This window comes from Streptomyces xantholiticus (assembly GCF_014651015.1).
GTDB lineage: Bacteria > Actinomycetota > Actinomycetes > Streptomycetales > Streptomycetaceae > Streptomyces > Streptomyces xantholiticus.
The window spans coordinates 1-13,671 of the sequence record NZ_BMWB01000023.1; the positions used below are offsets into that span (position 1 = coordinate 1).

Below are 13,671 nucleotides of genomic sequence, written 5' to 3' on the forward strand. Positions count from 1 at the left end.
AGTCTTCTCAGCGGCCTCGACGCGCTCGTGGCGGGGGAGCGGCCGGAGCACGTCGTCACCGGCGCGGCGCAGGGCCGGCCGGCAAAAGGCAAGACGGCGTACCTGTTCACGGGACAGGGGAGCCAGCGGCCGGGCATGGGGCGCGAACTGCACGCCGCTTTCCCCGTCTTCGCCGAGGCGCTGGAGGAGGTCGCCGGGCACCTCGACGCCCACCTGGGGACGCCGCTGCTGTCGGTGATGTTCGCGCCGGACGGCGACCCGCGGGCACGGCTGCTCGACGGCACGGACTACGCGCAGCCCGCGATCTTCGCGTACGAGGTGGCGCTGTTCCGCCTGCTCGAGAGCTGGGGCGTACGTCCCGACGTGCTGGCGGGGCATTCGCTCGGCGAACTGTCGGCGGTCTGCGTGGCCGGTGTGCTGTCCGTGCCGCAGGCGGCCGAACTCGTCGCCGCTCGCGGGCGGCTCATGGAGGCCCTGCCCGCCCGCGGGGCGATGGTCGCCGTGCAGGCAACGGAGGCCGAGATCCGCGGAACCCTCGTGGGCCGGGAGGGGGCGGTGGACATCGCCGCGGTCAACGGTCCGGCGTCGGTGGTCCTGTCCGGTGACGAGGACGCCGTCGAGGCGATCAGCGCGCAGTGGGCGGCGCGGGGCCGCAAGACCAGCCGGCTCAACGTCAGCCGTGCCTTCCACTCGCCGCACATGGACGTCATGACGGACGCATTCGAGCGTGTGGCGGCGAAGTTGACCTACAGCGCTCCGCGCATCCCCGTCGTCTCCGACGTCACCGGCGACCTCCTCGGCGCGCGGGAGGCTCGCAGCCCCGCCTACTGGGTGGCCCACATTCGCCGCACGGTGCGCTTCCACGACCAGATACAGCGGCTCCAGCGGTACGGTGCCGAAGCCTTCCTCGAGGTCGGCCCCGACACCGTGCTCAGCACGGCGGGACGGGGATGCCTGGCAGACGAGCCCGGCGGGAGCACACCCGTCCTGATGTCCACCTCGCACGCGGAGCGGCCCGAAGTCCCGGCTCTGATCACCGCGTTGAGCTCTCTCCACACCCATGGCGCGACCGTGGACTGGCGGAAGTGGTTCGGCACCGGCCCGAGTGCCACCGGCCTGCCGACGTACGCCTTCCAGAAGCAGCACTACTGGCCGCAGGACACCACTGTCCGCCCGGCTGCCGCCACGGGCCCCGGCCTCGTACAGCCGGAAGAGGCAACCGAGCCGGAGGACGTGACGGAGAGCGACGTGACCCGGGACACCCCGGTGCAGCAGGCCTCCTCCCGCATGGCCGGCTGGCGGGCCCTGCCCCCTGGCGAGCGCCACGACGCGGTACTGCGGACGGTGCGTGCCGAGGCCGCCGACGTCATGGGTCACGACACCCTGGACGCCGTCGAGCCGGAGCGCGGCTTCCTCGACCACGGCTTCGACTCCGTGATGGCGGTGAAGCTCCGCAACCGCCTGGCGGAGCTCACCGGCCGGAAGCTGCCGTCGACGCTGCTGTTCGACCACCCCACGCCCGCCGCCGTCACCGCCTTCCTGCTGACGGAGCCGGCAGAAACCGATGCCGGTCCGGCGCCGGCCCCTTCCCTGTCGGACCAACTCGACCGGCTGGAGGCCGACCTGGCACGGCTGCCCGCCGACGACCACCGGCGCGCCCGGATCACCGAGCGGCTGAAGGGCCTGCTCACCGTCCATGCGCCGGCCGGGAGCGCCGCCGGCGGGGCCCACGGGGACCGAGAGGGCCGGCCGGACAGGGACGAGCTGGCGACGGCGACCGACGACGAGATGTTCGCGCTGATCGAGAAGGAACTCCGCCGTGGCTGAGAACGTGGACGAGAACAACGAGGCCAAGCTCCGCGAGTACCTGCGACTGGTCACCGCCGAGCTGAAGCGTACGCGCAGGCAGTTGGAAGAGACCGAGGACGCCGCCCGCGAACCGGTTGCGATCGTGGGCATGGCTTGCCGCTTCCCCGGCGACGTGACCTCGCCGGACGCGCTGTGGGAGCTGGTGGCCGAGGGGCGCGACGCCATCACCGGGTTCCCCGCCGACCGCGGTTGGGACGTGGACGCCGTCCACGACCCGGAACCTGGTACGCCGGGCAAGACGTACACGCGGCACGGCGGATTCCTCTCGGACGCCGCCGAGTTCGACCCCGCGTTCTTCGGGATCTCGCCGCGCGAGGCGCTCGCCATGGACCCGCAGCAGCGCAAGATCCTGGAGGTCTCCTGGGAGGCGTTCGAGTACGCGGGTCTCGATGCGACCGCCATGCGTGGCGCGGAGGTCGGCGTCTTCGTCGGCTCCAACAGCAACGACTACCTGCTGAACGTGCTCGACGCACGGGAGGTTGCCGAAGGCTTCATCGGCACCGGCAACTCCGCGAGCATTCTCTCCGGTCGCGTCGCCTACACCTTCGGCTTCGAGGGCCCTGCCGTGTCGGTCGACACGGCGTGCTCCTCGTCACTGGTCGCTGTGCACCTGGCAGCGCAGTCCCTCCGACAGGGGGAGTGCTCCCTGGCGCTGGCGGGCGGTGCGACGGTGATGGCCACGCCGACCGCGTTCATCGAGTTCAGCCGGCAGCGTGGCCTGGCCCCCGACGGCCGCTGCAAGTCCTTCTCCGCCACCGCCGACGGCACCACATGGTCCGAGGGCGCGGCCGTGCTGCTCCTCGCCCGGCTCTCCGATGCCCGGCGCCTCGGCTACCCGGTACACGCCGTCATCCGCGGCAGCGCCGTCAACCAGGACGGCGCGAGCGCGGGCCTCACCGCACCCAACGGTCCCTCGCAGCGGCGGGTCATCCGGCAGGCGCTGGCGAATGCGCGTCTGACGGCGGACCGTGTGGACGCCGTCGAAGCGCACGGCACCGGCACCCCGCTCGGCGACCCGATCGAGGCGCAGGCGCTGCTCGCCACGTACGGCAGGGCCCGCGCGGAGGGCAGGCCGCTGTGGCTCGGCTCGCTCAAGTCGAACCTCGGGCACACCCAGTCCGCAGCGGGCGCGGGCGGCGTCATCAAGATGGTGATGGCCATGCGGCACGGCGTCCTGCCCCGCACTCTGCACCTGACCGAGCCCACTCCGCGCGTCGACTGGGACGCCGGCGACGTACGGCTGCTCACCGAGGAACAGAAATGGCCCGACACCGGGGAGCCGCGCCGAGCCGCCGTCTCCTCGTTCGGTGTGAGCGGCACCAACGCCCACGTGATCCTGGAGGGCACGCCGGCCGTGGAGGCCGCACGGCCCGATGAGGACGCCTCCGCGCACGGCCCGCTCCCGTGGGTCCTCTCCGGCCGCACGGAAGAGGCCCTACGCGCCCAGGCCGGCCGCCTGGCCGCCCATCTGGCCGCACGACCGGACCTGAGGCCGGCCGACGTGGCGGCATCCCTGGCCATGACACGGGCCGCCTTCGAGCACCGGGCGGCCGTCGTCGGCCGGGAGCGCGAGGAGTTGCTGTCCGGACTCGAGGCCCTGGCCTCCGACCGCCGTGCGCCGGGGCTGGTCACCAGTCGTACCGCGCCGTCCGGCGGCAGGACGGCGTTCCTGTTCACCGGGCAGGGCAGCCAGCGGCCCGGGACGGGCCGCGAACTGGCCGCGCACAGCACCGCTTTCGCAGACGCCCTCGACGAGGTGTGCACGGAATTCGATCAGCACCTCGAACATCCTCTGCGGGACGTGCTGTTCGCCGAGGACGGCACGCATGAGGCCGGCCTGCTCGACACCACGGCCTACACCCAGCCCGCTTTGTTCGCCGTCGAGACCGCGCTGATGCGGCTCCTGGAGGACTGGGGTCTGCGACCCGACATGGTCGCTGGGCACTCCATCGGCGAGCTCAGCGCCGCGTACGCCGCCGGCGTCTGGTCCCTGGCCGACGCGTGCGCCCTGGTGGCGGCCCGCGGTCGGCTGATCCAGGGGCTTCCGGCGGGCGGCGCCATGGTCGCCGTACAGGCCACCGAGGACGAAGTGCGCGCCCAGCTCGTCGCCGGCTGCGACGGCGTGGACATTGCCGCTGTCAACGGACCCGCCGCGGTGGTGCTGTCGGGGGACGAAGGAGCCGTTGCCGAGCTGGCCCGCCATTGGGCCGAACGGGGCCGCGACACCAAGCGGCTGCGGGTCGGCCACGCCTTCCACTCGCCCCATGTGGACGCCATCACCGAGGAGTTCGCCGAGGTCGCGCGCGGGCTGTCCTACCGGGCACCCTCGCTTCCCGTGATCTCCATGCTCACCGCGACACCCGTCAGCGACGAACTGTGCCGCCCGGAATACTGGGTACGCCACGTGCGCGGAACCGTCCGCTTCCACGACGCCGTGCACACGCTGCACGAGCGCGGGGCCACCGTGTTCCTGGAAATCGGCCCGGGTGGTGTCCTCACGGCGGCCGGGCGCAAGTGCCTGCCCGACCTCGCTCCCGAGTCGTTCGTTCCCGTGCTGCGCCACCGTACGCCCGAGCCCGCCGCCGTGATGACGGCCGTCGCCCAGGCCCACACGGTCGGCGTGTCGCCGGCGTGGGAGCGCGTGCTTCCCGCGGCCCGCAGGCGTGTGGAGCTGCCCACGTACGCCTTCCGCCGCCGCCGCTACTGGCTCGAGGGCATGGCGGGAGCGGGATCCGAGCGGACGGTGTGCCCCCGGCCTGCGGCGAACCCCGCCGAGCGGGAACCAGCGCCCGGGACGCCGCCCCTGGCGCACCGTCTCGCCGAGGCCCCGGAGGAAGAGCGCGGCGAACTGCTGCTCACGCTCGTGCGCGAGCAGGCGGCTACCGTGATGGGCGGCGTCGACCCGGCCGAGGTCGAGCCCGGACGCCCCTTCCTGGAGCTCGGATTCGACTCCCTGATGGGCGTCGAGCTGGGTTCCGCGCTCGCCGCCGACTGCGCGCTCGCCCTGCCGCCCTCGTTGATCTTCGATCACGCCACGCCCGCCGCGCTTGCCGCGTTCCTCGGCAAGGAGATCACCGCCGGGTCCGGTCTCCGCCCGTCAGCGGCGCCGTCGGCGTACTCCCTGGAAGCGCTGTACCGCGCCGCGAACGACCTCGACCGGCCCGAGGACGCCCTCGAACTGACCAAGGTGGCCTCTCGGTTGCGCCCCGCCTTCCACAGCGTCGCCGAGGCCGGGCAGGACCCGGTCACGGTCGAGCTGACGCAGGGCACCGATCAGGCGGGCATCATCTGCTGCCCCGCGCCTGTGCCGCTGTACGGGGCACAGCAGTACGCCCGTCTCGCCGCCGCCTTCCGGGGCACGCGCGGCGTCTCGGCACTGCTTGCCCCCGGCTTCACGGCGGGTGAGCTGCTCCCGGCCGGCTTCGAGGTGATGCAGGAGTTCCTCGCCGAGGGGGTCCGCGGACAGACCGGCGGCGCGCCGTTCGTCCTCCTCGGGCACTCCTCCGGCGGCTGGTTCGCGCACAGCCTGGCGGCCCACCTCGCCCGTACCGGGCAGAGCCCGGAAGCCGTGGTGCTCCTCGACACGTATCTGCTGGACGACCCGGCGCTGCACCGCATGCAGCGCGAACTCGCGCAGGGCGTCCTCGATCGGGAGGACGACTTCGGGGCGATGACGGACGTGCGGCTGACCGCCATGGGCAAGTACTTCGGGTTCTTCACCGACTGGGTGGCCGAGGAACCGAGCGTGCCGACCCTGCTGCTGCGGGCGTCGGAGCCGCTCGGCCGGGTCGCCGACGGCGAGGAGTGGCACCCCGACTGGAAGTTCGACAGCACTGTTCTCGACACGGAAGGCGACCACTTCAGCATGATGGACGACTACGCGCCGCAGACCGCCGCGGCCGTGAACGACTGGCTGGCGGGCCTCGTCGGCGGCAAGGGCTGAGCGGCCATGGCGACTCACTCCGCGGGAACCGCGCGGACCGATGCCCCCGACCGCCAATGGATACGCCGCTTCCACCCAGCCCCCGACGCCCCCGTCCGGTTGCTGTGCCTGCCGCACGCCGGAGGCTCGGCCAGCGCCTACTTCGGGCTCTCCCAGCTGCTCGCACCGAAGGTGGAGGTGCTGGCCGTCCAGTACCCGGGCCGCCAGGACCGGCGTGACGAGCTGCTGCTCGACTCGATCGCGGCACTGCGCGCCGGGCTCGCCGAGGAGCTGACCTCGTGGCTCGACCGGCCCATCGCCCTGTTCGGGCACAGCATGGGCGCGGTGCTCGCCTACGAGACGGCGCGCCTGCTCGCCGAGGACGAACGTGCCCACCTCGCCCACTTGTTCGTCTCCGGTCGCGGCGATCCCGCGCGCAAGGCCGACGTGGCACTAGACCTGCTGGACGACCGGGCAATGGTGCAAGCCCTCGGCGACCTCGGCGGCACGGACCGGCGGCTCCTGGAGGACGAGGACGTCCTGCGGATGGTCGCACCGGCCATTCGCAGCGACTACCGCGCGGTCCGCACGTACCGGCACGCGCCCGGACCGCTTCTGCCGTGCCCCGTGACCGCTCTGGTGGGCGACCAGGACGCCATGGCGCCGGTCGACGACGTGGAGAAGTGGGCTTCCTACACCTCGGCAGAATTCTCCCTGAAGGTTTTTCAGGGCGGTCACTTCTATTTGCTGGAACAGTTCCGGAAAGTGAGTGATCATGTGTACGATGGGCTCGGCGATTCGCTCTCCGTGCAAGCGTCGCCCGGCTGACGGATTCAATTCCCCACTCCGAACTGCCCGACTCATTCCGAAAAGGCAGCAGCGCTAAGTTCTTGTCCACTGCGCCACCTGCGCCACTGTGCCGCCGCGCTTTCGCGCTTCTCTTCTTTCGAATTCGCTCCGACCGGCACGAGACTGTATTCAGACGGGGTTCTGCGTGCAAAATTCTCTTTACGAACTGGGTGACATACCCCCGATCGGCACCGTACCCAAGCAGATGTACGCCTCGGTGATCCGCCGAGAGCGCTACGGGCCGCCCCACCAGGCGTTCCGGAACGAGGTCGTGGACGTGCCGGAGGCCGGGCCCGGCCAGGTCCTCGTCCTCGTCATGGCCGCGGGCATCAACTACAACAACGTCTGGGCGTCCCTCGGGCGGCCGGTCGACGTGATCTCGTCCCGCCTTCAGCAGGGCGAGCGCGAGGACTTCCACATCGGCGGGTCCGAGGGATCCGGCGTGGTGTGGGCGGTGGGCGAAGGCGTCAGCCAGGTCTCCGTGGGCGACGCGGTGATCCTTTCCGGCTGCCGGTGGACCGAGTCGTCCGCCGACATCCGCCTCGGTGCCGACCCCATGACCTCCGCTTCCCAGTCGGTGTGGGGGTACGAAAGCAACTTCGGCTCCTTCGCCCAGTTCGCCCTGGTCGACGACTACCAGTGCCACCCCAAGCCGCCCGGCCTGACCTGGGAGGAAGCCGCCTGCTTCCTGCTCACCGGAGCCACCGCCTACCGCCAACTGTGCGGCTGGCCGCCCCACGACGTGCGGCCGGGCGACCCCGTCCTCATCTGGGGCGGCGCCGGCGGTCTCGGCTCCATGGCCATCCAGATCACCCGCGCACGCGGCGGCATCCCTGTGGCGGTCGTCTCCGACGAGGAGCGGGCCCGCTACTGCCGTGAACTCGGCGCCCAAGGCACCGTCAACCGCCTCCACTTCGACCACTGGGGCCGGCTGCCCGACATCGGCGACCGGGCGGCGATGGGCCGCTGGACCGAGAGCGTACGGGCCTTCGGACGGAGCTTCTGGGAGGCGCTGGGGGAACGCAGGTCCCCCCGCCTCGTCCTGGAGCACAGCGGGCAGGACACCATCCCCACCTCCATGTATCTGTGCGACAACGCGGGCATGGTCGTCATCTGCGGCGGCACCACCGGCTACAACGCCGACGTGGACCTGCGTTTTCTGTGGATGCGGCAGAAGCGCCTGCAGGGCTCGCACTTCGCCAATCTCCGCCAGTGCCGCGACATCATCCACATGGTCTCCACCGGACAGCTCGACCCCTGCCTTTCGTGGACCGGCGGATTCGACGACATCGGCAAGGCGCATCAGCTCATGCACGACAACCAGCATCCGCAGGGAAATCAAGCGGTCCTGGTCAACGCGCCAAGGACCGGAATGACGGAACTTCCCTGAGTCCGGCGCCGAGCACAAGTCGGCGACTTCTCCATTCTTTTGCGATGAACAACGCTTGAACAGCGGACCGAATCAGAGGAGCTCTCATGGACCAGAACCAGCTCGACATCCTGTGGAGCGAGCGCGAGATCCGCGCCGTCCTGCAGCGCTACTGCCGAGGCCTCGACCGCCTCGACGAGGAACTCGTCAAGTCCGCGTATCACGAGGACGCGTACGACGATCGCGGCGTCATCCGGGGCAACGCTCACGACTTCGTCAAGCAGATCGTCCCGATCCTGCGGGACACATACACCGGCACCCTGCACACCCTGCACGGGAGCACGATCGAGGTCGACGGTGACAGCGCGGGCGTCGAGACCTACTGCACCGCCTACCACTACCGCGAGAGCGACGGCATCAAGCGGGTCGAGCAGTTTGCCGGCCGCTACATCGACCGCTTCGAGCTGCGCGACGGCGTCTGGAAGATCGCGCGACGGGTCGTCCTGAACGACTTCAGCCTCGCCCAGGAGGTGCCGCTCGATCCCGCAGAGGCCCAGGCCGGCTTCAACCCGTCCCGGCGTGACGCCACCGACGTCAGCTACCAGGTACTTCCGCTGAGCGGCCCGGACGCCCCCACGGTCTGAGGGCGCGTTCGAATCCGTCGGGTCACTACGCCGTGCGGTCCCACGTTCCTGGCAGGCCGTATTCCCATCGACCTCACACTCCAAGGAGTTCAGACGTGTCCGAGACAGACCAGCGCCCGCCCACGCTGCCCAGGCAACGTACCTGCCCCTTCTCACCGCCGCCCGAGCTGGAGGAACTGCGCGGTACCGATCCCATCAGCCGGATGACGTTCGCCGACGACTCCGAGGGCTGGCTGCTGACCCGGCACGCCGACGTGCGCGCTGCGCTGGCCTCCCGGAGTGTCAGCTCGCACCCGGGCAGGACACCGCAGCCGTGGCGGAACCTGGCGCCGGAGATGCGCGCAGAGGAGTACCTGCCCGGCTTCCTGATCTTCATGGACCCGCCGAACCACAGCCGCTACCGCCGCCTGCTGACCAAGTGGTTCACCATGCGCGCGATTCGCAAGCTCGAACCCCGGATCGAGCAGATCGTCAGCGACGCCCTCGACGCCATGGAGGCCGAGGGCGGACCGGTCGACCTGGTCCAGTCGTTCGCGCTGCCGATCCCCCTGCTCGTCATCTGCGAGCTGATGGGCATCCGCTACGACGACCGTGTCGAGTTCATGGACATGGTGCTGCGGCTCCAGGATCTGGAAGCCACCCCGGAGGAACTGGGGGCGCTCGGCGCCAAGATGAACCAGTTCATGATCGACCTGTGCGCGGCCAAGCGGAAGAACCCCGGCGACGACCTGCTCAGCCACCTCATCCAGGACCCTGACGCCGAACCGGCACTCACCGACCTGGAGGTCGCGGGAATCGGCGTCCTCATGCTCATCGCGGGGCACGAGACCTCCGCGAACATGCTGGGCATCGGCACCTACACGCTGTTGCAGAACCCCGGCCAGTGGGACCTGCTGCGCAACGACATCGGCCTGATCGACCAGGCCGTCGAGGAACTGCTGCGCCACCAGACCATCGTCCAGCAGGGCCTTCCGCGAGGCGTGACCGAGGACATGGAGATCGCGGGCCACGCGATCAAGCCCGGGGAGACACTGCTCGCCTCGCTGCCCGCGGCCAACCGCGACCCCGAGGTCTTCCCGGACCCCGACCGGCTCGACATCACGCGCGAGCACAACCCCCACCTCGCCTTCGGCCACGGCATCCACCTGTGCCTGGGCATGGAGCTGGCCCGCGTCGAGATGCGCTGTGCGTGGCGCGGACTGGTCAAGCGCTTTCCCGACCTGCGCATGGCGGCGCGGATCGAGGACATCCCGTGGCGTGACGACCAGATCGTGTACGGGGTGTACAAGCTCCCGGTGACATGGGGCGATGCTCCGTGACCGGCCAGGTGACGAACTCGGTGACGGGCCGGGCGACCGACCCGGCGACCGAAGGGAGCCGCTGCCCCTTCGCCGCCGGCGAGGCCCCCGCCTACCCCTTCGGCAGCCCCGACCGCCTGGAGCCGGACCCGTACTGGGAACCACTGCGCCGAGAACAGCCCCTGCAGCGGGTGACGCTGCCGTACGGCGGCGAGGCCTGGCTGGCCACCCGGTACCAGGACGTGCGCAAGGTCTTCGCGGACCGCAGGTTCTCGCGTGCGCTCGCCGTCGCGCCGGGCGCCCCCCGGTTCCTGCCGCACCAGCCACCGGCCGACGCGGTCCTGAGCGTCGAGGGCCCCGATCACGCGCGGCTGCGCCGGCTGGTCGGCAAGGTCTTCACGCCCCGCCGGGTCGAGGCCATGCGCCCGCTGATCCAGAGCACCGCCGACCGGCTGCTCGACGCCATGGAGGAGATCGGACCGCCCGCGGACCTGGTCGAGGACTTCTCGCTGCCGTTCGCCGTCTCGATGATCTGCGAGCTGCTCGGAGTACCGCCCGAGGACCGCAAACGCTTCTGCACCTGGTCGGACGCGCTGCTCACGACCACCGCGCACACACCGGCCCAGGTGCGCGACCACATGATGCAGATGCACGACTACCTCGGTGGCCTCGTCGCGCAGCGCCGAACCCGGCCCACCGAGGACCTGATCGGCTCCCTGGTGACCGCGAGGGACGCGGAGGACAAGCTCACCGAGGGCGAACTGGTCCGCCTCGCCGAGGCGATCCTCATCGCCGGGTACGAGACGTCGGCCAGTCAGATCCCCAACTTCCTGTACGTCCTCTTCCGCAACCCGCACCTACTGGAACGGCTCAGGAACGACCACGACCTGATCCCGGACGCCGTCGAGGAACTGCTGCGGTACGTGCCCATCGGCACGGTCGACGGCTTCCCCCGCACGGCCACCGAGGACGTCGAACTCGGGGGAGTACTGATCAGAGCCGGCGAGACGGTCGTTCCGTCGATGGGCGCGGCCAACCGTGATCCGGAGCTGTTCGCCGACCCGGAGGAGCTGGACCTGACCCGGAGCCCGAACCCCCACCTGGGCTTCGGCGCGGGCCCGCACCACTGCCTGGGCGCCCAACTGGCCCGCGTGGAACTCCAGATCACGCTGACGACGCTGTTCCGCCGCTACCCACGGCTGCGCCTCGCCGTCCCCGAGGAGAGCCTCTCCTGGAAGGCGGGCCTCATGGTCCGCGGCATGCACACCATGCCGATCACCTGGTGAACACCCCTACGACCCCGACCACCTGACGACACGAGCGCACAGAGGGTGAAACGACGCGAATGAACGACGCTATCGACGAACGGGAACACGGCCCGGAGGACGTTGGCATGGACCCCGCCGCCCTGAAGCGGCTGACCGAGGTGGTTCGGTCGAGGGGCGGCGCGGCGCAACTGTGCGTCATGCGACGGGGGACCGTGGTCCTGGACCGTTCGTTCGGCTGCTCTCCGGACTCCCTCTTCCTCCTGTACGCGGCGACCAAGCCCTTCCCGGCGCTCGCCGTGCACAAGCTCGCCGAAAGGGGACAGCTCGAGCTGGACAGTCCCGTCGCCAACTACTGGCCGAAGTTCGCCCGGCACGGCAAGGGCGAGGTGACCGTCCGCCATGTCATGCAGCATCGGGCGGGGGTGCCGGTCGGCCGGGGCATGGTGCGCACGATGCGCACCGCCCGGGACTGGGAGCGCTCGGTGCGCGATCTCGAGGAGTCGCGGCCCCGCTGGCCGGGCGGCAAGGTCGCCGCGTATCACTTCATGAGTTACGGATTCATCCTCGGCGAGGTCGTGCAGCGGGTCACCGGGCAGCCGTTCCGTGATTTTGTGACGTCCGAGCTGTTCGCCCCTCTTGGGTTGAATGATTTGCACCTGGGATTGCCGGACAGTGCTTGGGGTCGGCATGTGCCGGCGCGGGCCGCTCATCCGTCCGAATGGCCCAACCAATGGATGAGCAACAGTCGCCGGTACCGCCAGGCGGTCGTTCCATCGGCCGGGCTTTCCGGTACCGCCGCGCAACTGGCCCGCTTTTATCAGATGCTTTTGGCGGGCGGGGCACTCGAAGGTGTCCGCGTGTTGCAAGCCGAGAGCGTGGCAGAAGCGAGAAAACCGTCCAATGAAGGGGGGAACGACGCCTCACTGAAACGCCCCGTCCACTGGTCCCACGGATTCATGCTGGGTGGCCCCGGCCCGGACCCGCGGGATCTGGCCCGAGTCATGGGCGACGCGAGCGACGCGCGCACTTTCGGCCACGCGGGCACCACGTCCAGCGTCGTGTGGGCCGATCCCGCACGCGAGTTGGTGTTCGCCTACCTGTCCAACATCCAGCCGGAGTTCGGCGCAGGCGTCGAGCGGCTCCGAGAGGTCAGTGACCTCGCGCTCGATGCCTGCGAGGCGGGCTGACGCGAGTCGCCGCCGGTGGCGGGCCGCCGAATCCCAAGGGTGCGCCACGGTCGTGTCCCGGCGGGGCGGGGCGGTCCGGCCCGGGCGCCCACCCCGCCCGCGCGGAGACGGATTCCTCCAGCCGTCCCCGGGTGTCGCGCCGCCGGCCGCTCTGTCGCCCCTGTGTGAAACCCGGCTGAAACAAGTCGGTCCCGGTGACGGTGATCTACCGCACACCATGGCCCGCGGCTCGGAAAGTCCTTGATCACAATGGATGTCAATGTAAGTATGTTCATCCATCACCCGTTATTCCGGCATGTCGGGTGCAGGGGGCTCTCCGGAGGAGGGGCGATACTGATGATGCCTAATTGGATAGAACATTCAGAGTCAAAATTCCCACCACGGGTGGGAATACTAGGACCGTTAGAAGTCCGCTTCGCCGAGAATTCGGGATCGGGCGTTTCGGTAAATGGTATTCGCGTTCGTGCATTACTTGCCGCGTTGACCGCGCAGCTGGGGGAGGCGATGTCGACCGAGCGAATTCTCAAGGAAGTCTGGGCCGACAACCCGCCCGCCACCGACCGCAAGGCGGTGGCCGTGGCCGTCCTGCGGCTCCGCCGGGTCCTCGACGACCGCGATGGGCAGTGGCTGCTCACCCGCCCGTCCGGATACGTCCTGGCCATCCCTCCGGACCATCTTGACGCCGCAAGAGCGGAGCGCTTGGTGCGGGAAGGGAAGGCGGCCCTGACCGCAGGTGACCCTCGCGTCGCGTCCCAGTCGCTCAGGCACGCGCTCGCCCAGTGGCGCGGAGAACCATACGCCGACGCCCACGCCACCGCGGCGGTGGTCCGGCGCACGAGCGAATTGGAAAGCCTCAAGTGCGAGGCCGTCCAGGCCCGTATCGACGCCGACCTCGAACTGGGGCATCATCAGGAACTGGTCGGCGAGTTGCGCTCCCTCACCGCCGCGAACCCCCTGCACGAGCCGCACTGGCTGCAGTTGATGCTCGCCCTGTACCGGTCGGGCAGACAGGCGGAGTCGCTAAGCGCCTACATGGACGTCCGTCAGGCGCTCGCCGAGAAACTGGGAGTGGATCCGGGGCGGCCGCTCCAGGAGCTGCATCTGCGGATACTGCGCGCCGACGCCGGACTGTTGTACGGGTCGGCGAGCTCGGTGTCGTCGCAACTGCTGCTGGCCGGCCGGTCCTAGGCCGTGTCGACCCCCGCCCGGGGGGCCGGGGCCCGGCCGCCGAGTGCCCACCCTCCCGCGCCCCGGTTTCGGGCGAC

8 protein-coding genes and 1 pseudogene are annotated in these 13,671 nt (G+C 70.3%); all 9 read left to right on the forward strand.

Annotation, left to right across the window (positions count from 1 at the left end; all coding sequences use genetic code 11):
• A partial coding sequence (locus IE198_RS27090) for an acyltransferase domain-containing protein (RefSeq protein WP_189891149.1) occupies positions 1-1,827 on the forward strand: 1,827 nt, incomplete at its 5' end.
• A gap of 43 nt (positions 1,828-1,870) precedes the next feature.
• Positions 1,871-5,812 (forward strand): annotated as a pseudogene (locus IE198_RS27095) (type I polyketide synthase); the annotation flags it as partial.
• Between the two features lie 6 nt (positions 5,813-5,818).
• Complete coding sequence (locus IE198_RS27100; protein WP_189891153.1) at positions 5,819-6,619, forward strand: thioesterase II family protein; 801 nt, start codon at positions 5,819-5,821, stop codon at positions 6,617-6,619.
• A gap of 166 nt (positions 6,620-6,785) precedes the next feature.
• Entirely contained in the window at positions 6,786-8,030 is a 1,245-nt protein-coding gene (gene ccrA / locus IE198_RS27105) for a crotonyl-CoA carboxylase/reductase (RefSeq protein WP_189891156.1), read from the forward strand.
• 86 nt (positions 8,031-8,116) lie between these two features.
• Complete coding sequence (locus IE198_RS27110; protein ID WP_189891158.1) at positions 8,117-8,653, forward strand: nuclear transport factor 2 family protein; 537 nt, start codon at positions 8,117-8,119, stop codon at positions 8,651-8,653.
• 95 nt (positions 8,654-8,748) lie between these two features.
• On the forward strand, positions 8,749-9,972 hold the full coding sequence (locus IE198_RS27115; protein WP_229834387.1) for a cytochrome P450: 1,224 nt from the start codon (positions 8,749-8,751) through the stop codon (positions 9,970-9,972).
• Positions 9,969-11,237, forward strand: a complete 1,269-nt coding sequence (locus IE198_RS27120) for a cytochrome P450 (RefSeq protein ID WP_229834389.1) — start codon at positions 9,969-9,971, stop codon at positions 11,235-11,237. The genes IE198_RS27115 and IE198_RS27120 overlap by 4 nt, the downstream gene beginning before the upstream one ends.
• 59 nt (positions 11,238-11,296) lie before the next feature.
• Entirely contained in the window at positions 11,297-12,406 is a 1,110-nt protein-coding gene (locus IE198_RS27125; RefSeq protein WP_189891162.1) for a serine hydrolase domain-containing protein, read from the forward strand.
• Positions 12,407-12,745: 339 nt separating this feature from the next.
• Positions 12,746-13,594: an AfsR/SARP family transcriptional regulator gene (locus tag IE198_RS27130; protein ID WP_268246505.1), complete on the forward strand. Its 849-nt coding sequence runs from the start codon at positions 12,746-12,748 to the stop codon at positions 13,592-13,594.
• Positions 13,595-13,671 lie beyond the last annotated feature (77 nt).